The organism is Vibrio sp. Makdt, from assembly GCF_027587015.1.
Taxonomy (GTDB): domain Bacteria; phylum Pseudomonadota; class Gammaproteobacteria; order Enterobacterales; family Vibrionaceae; genus Vibrio; species Vibrio chagasii_B.
The window spans coordinates 20,554-36,903 of sequence record NZ_JAPPTH010000036.1; the positions used below are offsets into that span (position 1 = coordinate 20,554).

The following is a 16,350-nucleotide window of genomic DNA, read 5'->3' on the forward strand; positions in this document are numbered from 1 at the left end:
GCAGTAAAAATGGCGTTCAAATACGAAGAGAAAGTCCCTAATCCAGACGAGTTTTGTGAGATGCGAGTGAAAGCAAAATTATCACCGAAGTCACTGAAAGCAGCCACAATCGCTTTACCAAATAGTTTATACGGCATTTCTATTCGAGATGGTGACCAACTCATTGCGATGGGGCGTGTTGTTGGCGATGGCGCGTGTAATTTTGAAGTGGTTGATGTCGCAGTCGATCCAACCTATCAAGGGCAGGGTTTAGGTAGAAAAGTGATGGAATACATCGACAATTACCTATCGTCTGTTGCACTGGAAGGATCGTATGTTTCCATGATTGCTGATGAACCGGTGTTTTATGAGAAACTCGGTTATAAGCTTGTATCTCCTGCTAGCCAAGGCATGACAAAGAAGTTTCCACCCAAGCGTATGTAATAAAAACTTGTGGCTCTACCATGACGTTATGCAAAGAGCCTCAAGTTTAAAAGGAACACATAAATTAATGAAAAATAGAATCTTGGCGTTATCGCTGCTTGGTCTATCAAGCAGTGCATTCGCTGACAGTGAATTACCAAGCAGTAGTTATGAAATGACCGTTGCAGTGGAAGAGCAATCCCTAAAGCGCGACTTTCCATCGGTTAAGTTTGATTACTTTGGCCAGACGCTTACCACGAGCGTTGATGAGTGTTCGTATACTGGAACGCTCTCTGAAGATGACGACAGCACGATTCTTCTATCGGCGACGATGTCATGCACTTATGAAAGTGGATCAAGCTACAGTGAGATGCCAGACTTCGTGCTCAAGTATGAGGGCGGTGAAGCGAGTATGAGCTTTGGTGATGGCGAGAGTGACGTGTGGACATATTCCGTCAAAGTTAAGAAGCTCGATTTATAGTTAACCTTCTTTAGCAAGTTGACACATTAGCCATGGCACTACCTTCGCCCTGTGCTGCGTAAGTACATGCTATGAGACGTCGATCAATATAATAAGTTAGATAATCCAACGTTAGCTTGTTACTATGCAATCAACTTTATAAATGCACATTGGTTTATATAAATGATTGATAATAAATACATTAAGCACCCATATTACTGTGAAAACTGTAACTCAATGACTCCACACCTTGCTATGAGCAGCTCTGTTGAGGAGCAAAAGGAGCAAGCGGAATCAGAAGCAAGACAGTGGAAAATAGGGATGTTAGTGGAGTATATCGTAAACCTGTTTTTTAAAGACGATAAAGACACGCCTGGATTTTTCATAGACCAAGAATATCAATATCAGTGTGAGAAGTGCGGCACCAAGTCATGGAATTGATATTATTGGATTTGGTTTCATTCGATACCTAACTTTTAGCCTCTAAAACTTCAGCTAAAAAGGCTCATTCTGCAGTTTGCTTTTTGTTATGGAGGACAAAGGAAGTGATTTACCCAAAGGCTTTAAACATCGGTGACAAAATTGGTTTTTTCTCACCGTCTTCCCCTGCGACAGTGTTCGCTCCCAATCGGTTTGCTCGCGCTAAAAACTACTTGGAATCAAAAGGTTTCATCTTGGTTGAAGGCTCATTGACGGGGAAGTCTGATGGCTACCGTTCTGGCTCTATTCAAGCAAGAGCCGAAGAGCTAAACCAACTCATTCGAGATCCTGAAGTGCGCTGCATTATGTCTACAATCGGTGGCAATAATAGCAACTCGTTATTACCCTATATCGACTATGAGGCACTCAAAAACGATCCAAAGATCATCATAGGTTACTCCGACGTAACCGCATTGCTATTGGCGATTCATGCTCAAACTGGCTTAGTCACATTTTATGGCCCGGCACTTGTTGCCTCATTTGGTGAGTTTCCGCCGCTGGTTGATCAAACGTTCCAATCATTCAGTGAGTTGTTGTGCGAGAGTACAAGTCAACATCAATACACCATGCCCCAGGTATGGACGGATATCAAACATGATTGGGAAACTCAGAACTCCGCGAAGCCAGTCTACAACAATGAATGGAAGTTTATCGGCAAAGGAAAAGTCAGTGGTCGAGTGATTGGTGGTAACTTGAGTACGATGTCTGGGATATGGGGTAGCCAATATATGCCCGAAATTCTCGATGGCGATATTCTCCTTATCGAGGACTCGTTGAAGGGTATTGAGACCGTAGAGCGCTCTTTTGCGCACCTGTTGGCTTGCGGAGTGTTTGATAAGGTGGGCGCTATCATCTTAGGTAAGCATGAGTTATTCGACAATAAAGGGACCGGACGAACACCACTCGATGTGCTTCTTGAAGTGTTAAACGGTAAAACCGTGCCGATATTGTATGGATTTGATAGCTGCCACACTCATCCAATGTTAGTCACGCCACTTGGCGTTCAAGGGAGTATCGACTTTGATAATCAGACCTTTGAGCTGCAGGGACCTTGGGTTACTAACTTCTAGTCTCATAGTGTTTCGAGAATCCATTTTGGAATAAGGAAGTGCATGGAAGTCATATCTGAAATTGAAGTAAGCAAACAACAGCATCAAGCGATTACGACACTCAGGAACAGTGCATTTCCAGAGCATCAGGTTCAACGTTCATACTTCAAGCAATTACCGCATATGCGTGCGCTCCAACTGGAACAAGGTAAGTTGGTTGGTTATCTTGGCCTTGACTATCGAATGATCAACGTTGGCGGCCATGCTTTTAAAGTTCTAGGTGTTATTGATTTTTGTATCGCCGAGGACGTTCAAGGTAAAGGCCTTGGTTCAGCAATGCTTTGTGAGCTTGATGCTTATGCAAAGGAGAGGGATGTTGATTTCATTATCTTAATCTCCGAGTTACACAGCTTTTATTCATCGCACGGTTACAACCGAGTCGTTGCTGACCATTCTTGGCTAAGGCTCAATGAGCATCTAAGTTATGGCATTGCTGTCGAGGAAGTTGACGACCTGTATGTCAAATCGATCAGCGGTGTCAGTTGGCCATCAGGGAAAGTCGATTGGTTAGGGTACATGTATTAACACTGATAATAGGATGCATTGGAAAGGTGATCCTCTCGGCAAACTGAGTTTATAAACCTGTCTATACTGAGTTAGGTTACGCCACGACGTTAGATGGCGCTATGAATGTAAGTTTGATTAGGTTAAATCTCAGAGGTGACGATGAAAAAATTACTACCACTATGCGCCATTCTACTTTCTGCATCCTTTTCAGTTGCCGCTTCCGACGGTTTGATAAAGTACCAAAGTAATTACTCAGTGAAAGAGACGGCAGACCGTTTTGAAGAAATAGCCAAAAGCAAAGGTTTAACCTTGTTTACGAGAATCGACCATCAGAAAAACGCGAGTAAGGTCGATCTTGAATTGAGACCAACGGAAGTCATCATCTTTGGTAACCCGAAAGTAGGGACACCATTAATGCAATGCGCTCAAGAAGTCGCGATAGATTTACCTCAGAAGGTGTTAGTCACGGAGGATTCTAATAAGAAAGTATGGTTGTCTTACAACGATCCTAATTACTTGGTAGAGCGTCACGCGATAAATGGCTGTGATGAGGTGATTAAGAAGATTTCAGGTGTGCTTAGTAAGTTATCTGAAGCAACGGTTGCGAAAACGAAATCTTGATTAGGTCGCGCTTAGAGCTACGTGCGAAAGGTTCACCTCATCAGAAATGTGAGCGAGTTAAACAGCTTTGTGCGTAAACAAATAACTGGCTGAGCGATTTTTCATGGTCGCCATATTTGTTATATGCATCTTTGATTCTATAAAATATCTTGAGATTAACTGAAGCTATGTCATATTCGTATCTCTTAAGTCTCTGTTTTCAATAGGATTGTAGATACGATGTATGGAAGTGAACAAACGCGAGCATTTTGTTGTAATTGCAAAACGCTAACATTACACAAATACACCTTGTTCAGTAGCCAAGCGCAAAAAGCGCCACAAGATGAGAAGAAACCAGGCTTGCTGATGCAAATTTTGTCTGGGCTTATTTCCAATGGTGCAACGGGTGATTACAAATGCACTCGATGCGGTACCTACCTAGAGACGCCGGACCATCTAGATTGATGAAGGGTTTGGATAAATAAAAACGGGAAGATCTCAGCGATCTTCCCGTTGTATTTCGTTTTGCTATTGGCAATTCAATTCAGAAGTCTTAAGCGCAGCACTTCTTATATTTCTTACCGCTACCACAAGAACATGGATCGTTACGGTTAGGCGTTTTTTCAAACGTCATCGTTTTTGGCTTGTTTAGGAATGTATCAAGCTCGACGGTGTTCTCTTCTTGTTGCGCGTCTACCGTGATATTTACAAAGAACTCTTGCTCTGCAGCCAGTGTTTCGATCTCAGTTTTGCGAGCTTCGTTTTGAACCGTTACTTTGATTGGTGCTTCTTCAGTACCCGCTTTTACATCGCGGTTTACGTTATAGCCTGCAAGAACGTGGTTTTGTCTTGTTTCGATACGGCCTTTGAAAAATAGTTTCGACATGGGGTACTCATTCAGAAATAGTGTAATTGCGCTCATATTCATGTTGATGGCGCATGGAGCGGGGGATTATACGCATATATTCCAATTGATAAAGCAATGATCTAATCAAAGGCTTATAGGCTTGTCCTTACACAGAAATACCTAATGTGATCCGTTAAATTTTTGCTTTTGTGTGGATTAGGTTTGAAGTTAGAGATATTTATATTTCACTCTGCAGCCATAGGAGTGGTAAATTCAAATATCTAATCTAAACAAAGAGATAAACAATGAAGCTAGATGCTATCTTGTGGGACTATGATGGAACCTTAGTCAATTCGGTGCCAAAGAATATTGCCATAACGAAGGACATTATCTCTGTGGTTGCACCGCACCTCTCTGGAGAAAACTTGCCAAAGTACTTAACGAGCGAGGCGCTTTATCACGAAGCAAATCACGGCGCTAAAAACTGGCAAGCTTTATATGTCGACTACTACGGCATGTCTCATGATGAAATGTTGGTTGCTGGTGGGATGTGGGCAGAACATCAAGAGAAGAACCAAACGCCAGTCGAGTTGTTTGAAGGTATGGAACGGGTAATAAACCAGTTTGCACATCTTCCTCATGGCATCTGTTCTCAAAACGCTCAATTGAATATTCGCGGTGTACTCGATAGCTATGGTATTGGTGAGTTGTTTAAAGCGGTTGTTGGTTATGATGACGTATCAAATGGCAACCAAAAGCCACATCCATTTGGTGGTATTAAGTGCGTTGAAAATATTTTTGGTGAAGGTCAAACCGACGAGCTTTGTTTAATGTATATCGGTGATCATGAAGCGGATACTCATTTTGCACGCAATATCGAGGCTGCACTTGGTGGGAGAGCTAAAGTGGTTGCTGTTGCCGCAGGTTACAGCCGTTCTGAACCAGAAAAGTGGCAGACTGAACCCGATTACATCGCTAGTAATGTTGATGATCTTTTGGCGATCATTGGCAAATATGCGTAATCAACAAGTACCAAGTAATTCGATAAATTTAAGGAAGAACAATGATACCGAAAGAAGTGGTATTAGGTTTTTGGGATGCAATGCGTACCAACGATTTTGCCAAAGCGGCCGCATGGTTGGCAGAAGATTTTCAAGGTTATTGGCCTCAGTCGTCTGAATTGACGGTAGGGCGTGATAACTTCACAGCAATCAACTCTGAATATCCAGCAAATGGACTTTGGAAGTTCACACTTAACTCGATTGTGTGTGAGGGCGATACAGTCGTTACCGATGTGTCGGTGACTGACAGTGTTCTTAATGACCGTGTGATTACCTTCCATACCGTGGTTGATGGCTTGATCAAAAAGCAAACTGAGTTTTGGCCAGATGGCTTTGCCCCACAAGAGTGGCGTTCGCAATGGGTTCAGTTAGTCAGCCCTGAATTACTCAATCAATAACCTCAAATGCCACAACATGAGGTCACAGTAGCGTAAGAGAATAACAACAGTCAGATAAATTGAAAGTCAGCAAGTTAGGAGAGTTTATGAACAAGGTCGTAATCGTTACTGGAGGAAGCCGAGGTATTGGTGCTGCAACATCTAAGCTATTAGCAAAACAAGGCTATGCGGTTTGTGTCAATTTCATCCAAAATGAATCAAGAGCTGAAGCGCTAGTTAGCGAAATTAGAGAACAAGGCGGTACTGCTATCAGTGTGCGTGCTGATGTCTCGGTTGAATCAGACGTTAAATCCTTGTTTGAAATTGCATGTAATAAACTCGGGCCAGTGACTCACTTGGTGAACAATGCAGGCATCTTGTTTACTCAATCTGCATTAGAAGATATTGAACTGGATCGCTTTGAAAAGGTGATGAAGTCAAATGTGTCGAGTTGCTTCCTTTGCAGCAAAGCTTTTATCAAGCAAGCGGATGGTGCTGGCTCTATTGTGAATGTATCGTCTGCGGCTTCACGTACCGGAGCGCCATTTGAATACGTAGATTATGCAGCTTCGAAAGGTGCAATGGATTCCCTTACTAAAGGTTTGTCCCTTGAACTGGCGTCAAGAAACATCCGTGTCAATGGCGTAAGGCCGGGTTGTATCTATACTGAAATGCACGCCGATGGTGGTGAGCCAGGAAGAGTGGATAGGTTGGCTTCACAACTTCCGTTGCAAAGAGGTGGCACGCCAGAAGAGGTCGCGAACTCTATCGCTTGGTTATTGTCAGATGAAGCTTCTTATGTGACAGGGTCATTTATTGATATTGCTGGCGGGCGTTAGGATACGTAAGGCTTTTACGCAAAAATAGAAATTAGTTAGAATCATAGCGCAATAAATAGTACCCAACTAAAAGAACGAAACTAAGAGTACAAATATGAATAACTATTTTGAAAGCCCATTCGTGGGTAAATCACTTAAAGAACAAGTAACCAACCCAAATATCATCGTGGGTGAGCACAGTTACTATTCCGGCTACTATCACAACCATAGTTTTGATCATTGTGCGCGCTACCTGCTTCCTGACCGAACTGACATCGACAAGTTGATCATCGGTAGCTACTGCTCGATTGGTTCTGGTGCCGTGTTTATGATGGCAGGCAATCAAGGTCACCAAAACCAGTGGGTGAGCACATTCCCATTTTTCTACCAAGATGATGAAAAATTTGAAGGAGCGATCGACGGCTTCGAACGTTCTGGAGACACTGTGATTGGCAATGATGTCTGGATAGGCACAGAGGCGATGATCATGAGTGGCGTAAAGGTTGGCGATGGGGCCATTATCGCCAGCCGCGCAGTTGTAACCAAAGACGTTGAGCCATACTCAATTGTCGGCTCTAACCCAGCTCGTCATATCCGCTATCGTTTTAGTGAAACTGAAATTGCACAGTTGCTAGAAATGAAGTGGTGGCAATGGAATGAAGAGCAAATCAAAGGTGCAATGTCCTTGATGTGCTCTTCTGATATTGACGGCTTGTACCAGTATTGGAAGACCTTTGCTTAATTCCTTCCACCCGGTCTATTGAATCGTGATTTAGCTAGATACCGGCTCCGACTTGAAAGTAGAGTGCGGTATCTTCTTCGCTAAACGCAATATCAATCCCTGATATTAGGCCATAACGTCTTGCGATAAGGTATCTGAAACCAACGCCATACGCTGAGTGTGAGCTTTGGTCGAACATATCGCTGTCACTGTCGCCAGCATAACCAATCCCAGTAAACACACCTGTTGACCAACGCGGCGTCCATTGTTTGCTTACTTGCACCTCTGCCGCAAAGGTATGCTCTCCTTGATAGCGATTTCTCGCAATACCCCTTAGCTGAATGTCTGGGTAATATTGAGGCGAGAGAAAGCGTTCATCAGTCGACAAGGATTTGTATTGACCGCGCAACGCGAGATTCCATTCTTTGTTGAGTTCCCAATAATTCAGTCCCTCTAGATTAAACGTTTGGTAGTTATAATCACTGCCAAGTCCATCACCAAACCATAGATACTCAGCGACATAGTTGTAGCCTTGAGTGGGATTTAGAAAGCTGTTTTTACTGTCGTACTCAGCGATTAAGCCCAAGCCTGATGATGTAGGTGAGGTATTCCCAATATTGTTTAGGATCTCTTGTGCTTTAGGGTGGTTATTTAGTGACAATTTAGGTGCAAAAAATTGCTGCGATAAACCGACTAACCATGGTGTATCTTGGATTCGAAACTGAAGCTTTTGTATTCCTCCCATGCCTTTTAAGCCAAGCTCGATACCTTCGTTTGGTTCGAGTGGTGAAAGGGCATCTGATGAGCTTTGTCGGTAGAAAGTCATATTGATATCGCCATAACCCAAACCGCCAAGGTAGCGTATCGAATCCTCTTTCCAGCTTCTTTTGTGACCAATAAATGCCATCCAAGTGCCATTTTCTGTGGCAAAGCCACCGACTGCGGTGATCGCAGGTGTTAAGAGTTGTGCGCCTCCATCTAGGGATTTCTCAGCCAGTTCCTTGCGCGTGTTTTTCTGTTCTTCGGATTCATGAAGAAAGATACCGGTGAAACCGCCGCCGTAGCCAACGGCTGGCTCTGTGATCAAAATCGGGACGGGTAAAAAGCCATAGGCATTTTCAGCTAGGTATTCACCCATGTCTAAGTGACCATCGATTTGGTCGATAAAACTCACCGCACCTGCTGTTGTAGAGATCAGCACGAGAGCACTTGCGGCTAGGGGTGTTAAGTTCATAACGTTCCGTATTATTCACTGTCTAATAATTTCAGTGTAATCAATCGAATAGATAGCGCAATAAAACGAACGTTATTAAGTAAGAACTGTGTTTAAACGTGAAGCGAATAACAGTTATCGTTGGATTGTTGCTATGTAGTCAAGAACATCAATCGCATCTTGCTTTGTGATAACGCCTTGCCATGCGGGCATACCTTCCTCGATATTGCCTTCTAAAATCTCATCAGCCAACGTGTTTTTAGTCGTAAAAAATTGGCCAAGCTTTTTGGGAATGTTGGCTGGCTTGTTCGGCAAGGAAGCGGATGCAGGGCCGTCGCCTAATCCTTTGTTACCATGACATGTTTGGCAAAGCTGTTGATATTTGGTTTTGCCATTGGCGAAATGAGACGCATCATTCGCTGAGGCAGCGTTCGCGGTAAAAGACATCACTACAGCGATTAAACCAAAGTAAGCTAACAGGGGGGGATTGTTCGTAAATTTCATCGTCTTGTTCTCATTGTTATTTAACAACGTAAGAATAAGTGGGTGTGGGTAGAAGAAACGTGAATAACCAAAGTGGGACTATGATTAAACCCATGAGCATCTGGTGTATATGCTGTTTCAATGTGATGTAAGTAAATGATTGATTATAAACAGTTTGCATAGTATGGCATGTCGCATTAGCGTGATGGATGAATGGGAGGCGTTATGATTAGTTGCAGTGATTACGATTATATTGAAATTGTGTGTATGCACAGGTACCCAGTTAAGCTGACCTTGAAATCCGGAGAACAGGTTGAGGGGATCGCTGTAGATACCCAGCGTAACCAAGACAAAGAAGAATGCATTAAGTTAAGTGTTGAAGGTCGAGCACAACTTGTTGTGTTGACCGGAATTACTGAATTAGAAGTGTGTGTCGACAACCCTCATTTTAAGCAAATATCTTTCAAAACGTCATAGGGTGACATATGAGTAATTCAATCGAGCAAAGCTACTGCACATCTTGTCGTGAACGTACGCAACACGTTGTTGTTTTGGTGAGAAAGGAAAGTGCATTCGCAGGCAAGCCAAATCAAAAGCGGCATGAATTTATCGCAGGCGTAATTAAAGGATGGTTTCTTGGGCCTTTTATCGCCTCTATGGATGAGTTTTCTCGCCATGTTGTTTGTGAAAAATGCGGACACAAAGAAATCCAAGATTAGAATCGATTTGGCTTAATCGTAGATGTATTAAATGGCTTAGGAAATAGAAGAGTGAAAGAACAAATATTAGGAGCGGTAAAGGCATATGGTTTTTCGGTAAGAACCAACAATACCGATGAAGTCGACCCAACTAAGGCAAAAATAGGGCAATTATGGCAAGGCTTTTTCGAACAAGCTTTTCCAAAGTTGACTCCAGACTCCAAGGTTTACGGCGTATACACCAACTACGAGTCAGATTTTACGGGTGACTTTGATGTGATTGCTTGTACCAATGCGCTTACTGATAACGCTATGGATAATCTAGTTGAAACCAATATCGAGGCGGGTAAGTACCTAACGTTCTCGGCACAAGGCGAATTACCACAAGCGGTGATCGATCTGTGGGGAGAAGTATGGGCGTATTTTAACGCGACAGATTGTCCACATACACGTACGTACACAACCGACTTTGAACTCTACAAAGGCGAAACTGAAGTCGAGATTTCAATTGCGATTCAATAATCTTTGAGCGCAGACGCATCGTGTAAAAGTTAATAAAATAAAAGAGCCGCTCGGCATGAGCGGCTCTTTTGTTTTAGCAATGTAAAGTGCACTTGTTACATCATTCTCATGAAGTAAGGGATGATGAGCGCGTTAGCCAAATCGATAAAGAAGGCGCACACCAAAGGCACGATGATAAAGGCCTGTACAGAGTGTCCATATTTTTGGCTAACGGCCGACATGTTGGCCATGGCCGTAGGTGTTGAACCCAGCGATATCCCGCCAAACCCCGCACATACTACAGCAGCATCATAGGTTTTACCCATGGCTGGAAACACCACGAAGATGTTGATGATCACGGCGAGTAGAAGCTGCATCGCCAATATAGCGAAGATTGGGCCTGCTAAATCAATCAGGGTCCAAAGCTGCATGCTCATTAACGACATCGCTAAGAACGTGCCTAGTGAAATATCGGCAATCAAGGTGATGGCTGGAGAGCGAGTTGGCCACTTGGAGCCCGATATTCTTGGGTAAGCATCAGGAATGACATTAGTAATAACTATACCTGCGAACAGACAAGAGACGAACAGTGGAAGCCGTAACCCTGTTTGGCTTATTAGTTCATTAAGTAATGCGCCAAATATCACGCAAATGTGGATAGCTAAAACGGCATCTAAGAATTGGAAAGAGGTCAATTGTTGTGTCTGACTCTCTTTGATTTCACTTTTTATTGTTGAACCTGAATCCGAAGATTTTAGGTTGTGTCGTTTAATTAGGAATTTCGCGATAGGACCACCCATTAAACTGGCCAAGATAAGTCCAAAGGTCGCACTAGCGATACCGATTTCCATTGCGCTTTCTAATCCAAACTGTTCTCCCACTTTAGGTGCCCAAGCGATAGCGGTCCCGTGCCCGCCAATCAAAGAGATACTTCCGCTTAATAGGCCAAAGACAGGTTCAAGTCCAAACATCGACGCTACCGAAATTCCGACAATGTTTTGCATGATCATAAAGAAGATAGTGATGACCAATAGAATCACTAAAGGTTTACCGCCTTTGAACAAATCACGTAAGCTTGAGTTGATACCTATGGTGGTAAAGAAGTACACCAGTAATACATCGCGGGCGAATAGATCAAACTGCACTTCAATGGATGTCGTTGCGTAAAGTACGCCAAATAGAATAGACGCTAAAATGCCACCAGAAACGGGTTCGGGGATACTGAACTCTTTTAAAAAGCCGATGACTTGATTAAGCCTTCTTCCGACAAATAAAACCACGATACCCATGGTCACCGCGAAAAACGACCCAAGGTGTAGGATGTTGTTTTCAAATTCCATAGTGCGCCTTGTATAAATAAAATTCTGACGTGATGTAACTGATAATTGCTTGATTTATAAGCAATCAGATTAACATTATTTGTTGTTTTCAAACGATAAGAAGGCTTGAAATGTAGGGTCCGTCGTAAGCTGTTGGTTACCTTCTTCGATCAACAGGTCGACCTTGTCTTTGTCTATCGTAAAATCGGTCGGGACCTGATTGAGTAGATAGCGTTTTTCGTTGTCGCTCACTTTGCTTAAGCTGACTTCAATAAAATACGGAACGACTTGATGTCCTTCATAAGATGCGAACTCAGACCAAGAGGCCAGCTCGTCCACGATCAAGTCTTTGGTGGTGTCGTTGTATCGGTGCAATTGAATGTCTGTAATAACATCGACCGTCTGTTTTACGGTTGGTAACTCAATTGAACTACCAATGCCGGATTCTGGTTTGGTCGCTGCATCAACCGAGATGATGACAATAGGGCGGACAGGTTGGTCTTTGTGTAGTGCTTTCAACTTTCCTTCATCGTTATAACGTAAGTATTCCGACATTTCATAAAGCGACAGCAACCCCAAGTTGTCTGTAATCCCACCATCAACTAAGTGAAGATATCCCACAGCGTCTTTATCACTGTATGATTCCAATGATTGGATGAGATTCTTGTTCCGATACGTGGTGGCTTCAAAAGAAGGCTTGATGTGCCGACTCTTGTCACAGTCACTTCTGTTTTCAAGCACGACAGGCGTAAAAACGAAAGGCACAGCAGAAGAGGCGGCCACGGAGCTGGACACGGAATAACGATTTAAATCAGAACAGATCAAATCGAAGTACTCTTGCGTGAAAGAAAAGCGTGAACCTGTTGAGATGTCCGTAGCGTTGATCACTATGTAAGGCGCCCCTTCTCTTTGCATATCAGCAAACGTGCTGTCCCCAAAAATGTTCGCGTCATAATAATCGGTCGCTCTGTCTGTTCTCGTCGCGTAGGAGAACCAATAGCTTGGTGATAATAGAATAGAGACAAGATCTTCAGACACTTTGTGATAAAGAAACGCGTCTTCGTAGTCATCAAATATCTTTTCACCATAGAGGCCGTAATACGCAGCCGTAAAACTCCCACCCGATACTGAGCTGATCATGTCGACTTCTTCTAGCAGATTGATTAGCTGCCCATCGATCTCCATGTCGGTATCACGCAGTGCCTGCAAGATGCCATAGGAAAGGGCGGCAGCACGTGTTCCACCACCAGAAAAAGCGAGGATCACTGTGACTTTGTTGTCTTGCTTGTAAAAGTTCTCAGCGGTATAGGGTTGATTTGCTGAGTTGAGTGCTGAAGCATTTGATGGGGCGGTGTTAGTGGCTTTGTTCTTAGCGCTGCAACCTGAGAGGTTAAGCGAACACGCGATCAACAGCGACACTTTCGCTAATCCCGTTAGCCAATGTATCGAATTGTCTAGGGTGTTTCTTTTCGTTTTCGCCATAGCGCCTTTCAAACTAACCTTGTATCGAATTGAAAGGCTATTTTGAGTGAGATCTAATATGCCATCAATGGCACCGCATGCGACACAGTGTCATGAAATTCGGCACAATCTTTTAAGATAATGGTGGCATTTATGCAGTTTGGTCTTATCCAAAAAGACAATCTTGCTTCGTGTCATTCCATAATGGGTACTGTTTCATTACTTGGGTATAGAGTTTACTTTCGAGGTGTGACCGTAACCAAGGCCCAACGCTCTGGTATTCAGACTGCACAAACCATTTCTTTTCTACTCTTACAAACTGGCTGACGAATGGCATTACGGCAAAATCGGCTAGGCTAGGGGAATCTCCAAACAAATAGTCGTGGTGGGCGAGTTTAGCCTCAAGCTCGCTGATAAAGGCTTCGCACAAGTTTCTACGCTGCTCGATGTCGTCATTGCGATAGCGAACAGAGGCGCGATACTTCTCTAAGTGACCAATAAACTCGTTGTCATTTTGCTGAATGAGCTGGTGGATCTGCTCATTGAGTGAAGGGTTACTCGAACGCAGAAGATCTTGAGGGTCGTTCTGCTGAAGCGCCCACATCATCACGTCTAAGCTCTGCTCAATAACTTTGCCATCGGATAACACTAATACCGGAACCGTACCTTTTGGCGAACTGGCCAGTAGTTCACTAGGCTTGTCTTTGGTGACGATTTCTCTCAGTAGTACTTGTTGTTTGGATAAAGCGATGCCCATTCTCCCGCGCATTGCGTAAGGACAGCGGCGTAGAGAGTACAGGACAGGTAAAGCTAAAGGATTAGGCATTGTTGAGATCATTGAGTTTGAAAAGTGTTGTACAGTGGTAAACAGATGTTGATGTGGGTAGAATACGCGGCTTAAAAATTATAAGTAAGTGAGCGACTTCAAAAATGAGCAGAAAAATTGAGTTATTAGCCCCTGGTGGCGATGTAGAAGCGATTAAAGCAGCCATCGTAGCCGGAGCAAATGCAGTTTATTGCGGTTTAGATACCTTCAACGCTCGTAACAGAGCTTCTAACCTGTCGTTAGATGAGTTGAACGGGGTAATCCGCCTTGCTCATGAATACGGTTGTGAGATCTTTCTAACGCTTAACGTTGTGCTGCTGGAGCACGAAACGAAGAGCATCACTAAGCTATTAAACCAGCTGGTGAACACCAAGGTAGACGGCATCATTGTCCAAGACTTGGGTTTGTTTAACCTAGTGAAGAAGCACTTCCCATCATTAGATGTTCACGCTTCAACTCAGCTAACCACACACAACGAAGGTCAGATTAAGTTCCTGTCTAAGATTGGCGCATCGCGCGTTAACTTATCTCGTGAGTTGAACCTGCCTGAAATTAAAATGCTGACTGAAGTCGCACACGACCATGATGTACTGACCGAAGTGTTCGTACATGGCGCACTGTGTATCGCGTTTTCGGGTCAATGTTACTCAAGCTCAGTAAGTGTGGGTAACTCAGGTAACCGCGGTCGTTGTAGCCAAGCATGTCGTGATGAATATGAAATCACCAATGCGGGTAACCGCTTCCCACTGAACCTAAAAGACAACTCCGCCTATTACGATTTGCCAGAACTGGTAGACGCAAAGGTAGACTCGCTTAAAGTCGAAGGTCGTATTAAAGGCGCACACTACGTTTACACCGTGGTAGATACGTGGCGTAAGCAGATCGATAGCTTTGTACAAGAAGGTTTATTGCTTGAAGACGATTCTAACCTACACAAAGTATTCAACCGTGAATTCACGAACTCTTTCCTTAAGGGCAACTTAACGAAAGACATGTTCATCGATAACCCTCGTGATAACAGCATTAACTATGCGGTTGAGCAGGCGAAAGAGAAGAACAACGAAATCTCAGTGGTTCAGATTCAAGAAGCGACAGTACAGCTGCATGAAGCGAAAGATGTACTTGGTGACGAAATGCGTGACAAGATTAAGTTCCTTGATATCCGCAAAACGCCGGTTGCTATGTCTTTCAGCGCAAAAGCAGGTCAGCCATTTACGGTGACTGTAAAGACAGAAAAAGAGAACTTCACCCTGCAATCTAAATCGCTGCTTACTGCAACAGAAGAGAAAGCGATTACTCAAGAGTTACTTGAGAAGCGATTCAAAAACGTGAAGAGTGCGGTTCACACACTAGAAAGCCAAGATTTCAGCGAAGTGGACTCTGGGTTAGTGATTCCGTTGAAAGAAGTGTCTGACCTTAAAGACGTGATCGACTTCATTCTAAATGGCTCTGTTGAAGTGATTAAGCACGTTGAAGTGCCAGCACTGCCACAGCATCCTAAAGTGAACGAAAAGCCGACTATGTCAATGCTTATCGCTGATGTTGCAGACCTGCACTTATGTGATGTGACGGACGCGGACGTTTACTTCAAGCTCCCAGAAAGCTTTAAGAAGCGTTGTAACAAGTACATCGATATCTTAGCGGCAAACCCACGTTTGATTCCTTGGTTCCCTGCAGTATTGATCGGTAAGGACTACGACGAAGCCGTTCGTATCCTTGAAGTCGTTAAGCCTGCTCGCATCGTGACTAATAACACGGGTATCGCATACAAGGCTTACGAAATGGGTATCGAGTGGGTTGCTGGTCCATTCATGAACACGACAAACTCTCACGCACTAGTGACGCTTAAAGAAGAGCTAAACTGTGCGGGCGCGTTCATTTCGAACGAGATCAACAAAGGTCAGATTCGTCATATTCGCCGTCCAGAGAACTTCAAACTGTTCTACAGCATTTACCACCCAATCTTGATGATGACCAGCCGACAGTGTTTCTTCCAAAGAACGGTAGGTTGTAACAAACCAAGCATTGAAGCGGGTTGTATGTTGAAGTGTGAGAAAGCAACTACGATTACTAACGTGAAAGGTATCTCGTTCGCGGTTGATAAGCAGAAGGGTGGCTACCCAAGCATTTACAACCACGAGCAGTTCTTAAACCATGACGCTGTAACGGATTTCTCTGGCCTGTTTGACGAATTCTTCATTGACCTAACCAACATCGGCGCGGGTTCAAAAGAAGTTCAAGACAAGGTAGAGCTGATTAAGCACTTCGAAGGTTTAATCAACGGCGTTGAAGGCTCACAGCAACATCTTGAGCAACTTGTCGAGATTCGTACTAACGCTCAGTACGTCCAAGGTTTATAGCTTTTAAAACAAAGAGTGTCCAAGGTTTACAAGGCATAACCGCTTATAAGCACTGTGAACCAAGAAACAAAAAGCCGCTCTATCGAGTGGCTTTTTTAATGCGTGAA

At 43.7% G+C, this 16,350-nt stretch carries 21 protein-coding genes; 15 read left to right on the forward strand and 6 right to left on the reverse strand.

Annotated features, from left to right (window positions below):
* The first annotated feature begins 9 nt into the window (after positions 1-9).
* The 7 genes from OH460_RS25575 to OH460_RS25605 all read left to right on the forward strand — a co-directional run bounded on the left by OH460_RS25575 (position 10) and on the right by OH460_RS25605 (position 4,023).
* On the forward strand, positions 10-423 hold the full coding sequence (locus OH460_RS25575; RefSeq protein WP_116870520.1) for a GNAT family N-acetyltransferase: 414 nt from the start codon (positions 10-12) through the stop codon (positions 421-423).
* Positions 424-490: 67 nt separating this feature from the next.
* Positions 491-883 (forward strand): hypothetical protein, encoded by a 393-nt coding sequence (locus OH460_RS25580; RefSeq protein WP_269999986.1) that lies wholly within the window; start codon positions 491-493, stop codon positions 881-883.
* 162 nt (positions 884-1,045) lie between these two features.
* Positions 1,046-1,303: a hypothetical protein gene (locus tag OH460_RS25585; RefSeq protein WP_269999987.1), complete on the forward strand. Its 258-nt coding sequence runs from the start codon at positions 1,046-1,048 to the stop codon at positions 1,301-1,303.
* A 104-nt stretch (positions 1,304-1,407) separates the two neighbouring features.
* Positions 1,408-2,412: a S66 family peptidase gene (locus OH460_RS25590; protein WP_269999988.1), complete on the forward strand. Its 1,005-nt coding sequence runs from the start codon at positions 1,408-1,410 to the stop codon at positions 2,410-2,412.
* A 42-nt stretch (positions 2,413-2,454) separates the two neighbouring features.
* Positions 2,455-2,976, forward strand: coding sequence for a GNAT family N-acetyltransferase (locus OH460_RS25595; RefSeq protein WP_269999989.1), 522 nt, complete (start codon positions 2,455-2,457; stop codon positions 2,974-2,976).
* 141 nt (positions 2,977-3,117) lie between these two features.
* The gene (locus OH460_RS25600; RefSeq protein ID WP_269999990.1) at positions 3,118-3,579 is read left to right on the forward strand and encodes a DUF302 domain-containing protein; all 462 of its coding nucleotides are present in this window, start codon (positions 3,118-3,120) and stop codon (positions 3,577-3,579) included.
* 219 nt (positions 3,580-3,798) lie between these two features.
* Positions 3,799-4,023, forward strand: coding sequence for a hypothetical protein (locus OH460_RS25605; RefSeq protein ID WP_269999991.1), 225 nt, complete (start codon positions 3,799-3,801; stop codon positions 4,021-4,023).
* A gap of 88 nt (positions 4,024-4,111) precedes the next feature.
* Here the strand turns inward: OH460_RS25605 and OH460_RS25610 are convergent, their stop codons facing one another.
* The gene (locus OH460_RS25610; RefSeq protein ID WP_269999992.1) at positions 4,112-4,444 is read right to left on the reverse strand and encodes a PBPRA1643 family SWIM/SEC-C metal-binding motif protein; all 333 of its coding nucleotides are present in this window, start codon (positions 4,442-4,444) and stop codon (positions 4,112-4,114) included.
* Between the two features lie 266 nt (positions 4,445-4,710).
* Here OH460_RS25610 and OH460_RS25615 point away from each other — a divergent pair, with 266 nt between their 5' ends.
* From OH460_RS25615 to catB, 4 genes are all read left to right on the forward strand, one after another.
* The gene (locus OH460_RS25615) at positions 4,711-5,427 is read left to right on the forward strand and encodes an HAD family hydrolase (protein ID WP_269999994.1); all 717 of its coding nucleotides are present in this window, start codon (positions 4,711-4,713) and stop codon (positions 5,425-5,427) included.
* Between the two features lie 41 nt (positions 5,428-5,468).
* Complete coding sequence (locus OH460_RS25620) at positions 5,469-5,864, forward strand: nuclear transport factor 2 family protein (protein ID WP_269999996.1); 396 nt, start codon at positions 5,469-5,471, stop codon at positions 5,862-5,864.
* Positions 5,865-5,950: 86 nt separating this feature from the next.
* Positions 5,951-6,682, forward strand: a complete 732-nt coding sequence (locus OH460_RS25625; RefSeq protein WP_269999997.1) for a glucose 1-dehydrogenase — start codon at positions 5,951-5,953, stop codon at positions 6,680-6,682.
* Between the two features lie 94 nt (positions 6,683-6,776).
* A complete protein-coding gene (gene catB, locus OH460_RS25630) occupies positions 6,777-7,403 on the forward strand; it encodes a type B chloramphenicol O-acetyltransferase (protein ID WP_269999998.1) in 627 nt (208 codons plus the stop codon).
* Between the two features lie 34 nt (positions 7,404-7,437).
* Here the strand turns inward: catB and OH460_RS25635 are convergent, their stop codons facing one another.
* Positions 7,438-8,616, reverse strand: a complete 1,179-nt coding sequence (locus tag OH460_RS25635) for a BamA/TamA family outer membrane protein (protein ID WP_270000001.1) — start codon at positions 8,614-8,616, stop codon at positions 7,438-7,440.
* Between the two features lie 114 nt (positions 8,617-8,730).
* Positions 8,731-9,099 carry a c-type cytochrome gene (locus OH460_RS25640; protein ID WP_270000002.1) on the reverse strand — a complete coding sequence of 123 codons (369 nt, stop codon included), beginning with the start codon at positions 9,097-9,099 and terminating at the stop codon, positions 8,731-8,733.
* A 204-nt stretch (positions 9,100-9,303) separates the two neighbouring features.
* Here OH460_RS25640 and OH460_RS25645 point away from each other — a divergent pair, with 204 nt between their 5' ends.
* Genes OH460_RS25645 through OH460_RS25655 form a run of 3 tightly spaced genes read left to right on the forward strand, consistent with a single transcriptional unit; the run spans position 9,304 to position 10,298 of the window.
* Entirely contained in the window at positions 9,304-9,555 is a 252-nt protein-coding gene (locus OH460_RS25645) for a Rho-binding antiterminator (protein ID WP_270000003.1), read from the forward strand.
* Between the two features lie 8 nt (positions 9,556-9,563).
* Positions 9,564-9,797 carry a hypothetical protein gene (locus tag OH460_RS25650; RefSeq protein WP_061031356.1) on the forward strand — a complete coding sequence of 78 codons (234 nt, stop codon included), beginning with the start codon at positions 9,564-9,566 and terminating at the stop codon, positions 9,795-9,797.
* A gap of 51 nt (positions 9,798-9,848) precedes the next feature.
* Entirely contained in the window at positions 9,849-10,298 is a 450-nt protein-coding gene (locus tag OH460_RS25655) for a GyrI-like domain-containing protein (RefSeq protein ID WP_270000004.1), read from the forward strand.
* Between the two features lie 95 nt (positions 10,299-10,393).
* On the opposite strand, the gene gltS is transcribed toward OH460_RS25655, so the two are convergent.
* From gltS to OH460_RS25670, 3 genes are all read right to left on the reverse strand, one after another.
* Positions 10,394-11,617 carry a sodium/glutamate symporter gene (gene gltS / locus OH460_RS25660; RefSeq protein ID WP_270000005.1) on the reverse strand — a complete coding sequence of 408 codons (1,224 nt, stop codon included), beginning with the start codon at positions 11,615-11,617 and terminating at the stop codon, positions 10,394-10,396.
* Positions 11,618-11,692: 75 nt separating this feature from the next.
* Entirely contained in the window at positions 11,693-13,078 is a 1,386-nt protein-coding gene (locus tag OH460_RS25665; RefSeq protein WP_270000007.1) for a patatin-like phospholipase family protein, read from the reverse strand.
* Positions 13,079-13,223: 145 nt separating this feature from the next.
* Positions 13,224-13,883, reverse strand: coding sequence for a glutathione S-transferase (locus OH460_RS25670; protein WP_270000009.1), 660 nt, complete (start codon positions 13,881-13,883; stop codon positions 13,224-13,226).
* Between the two features lie 104 nt (positions 13,884-13,987).
* Here OH460_RS25670 and OH460_RS25675 point away from each other — a divergent pair, with 104 nt between their 5' ends.
* A complete protein-coding gene (locus tag OH460_RS25675; protein WP_270000011.1) occupies positions 13,988-16,243 on the forward strand; it encodes a peptidase U32 family protein in 2,256 nt (751 codons plus the stop codon).
* The last annotated feature ends 107 nt before the right edge of the window (positions 16,244-16,350 follow it).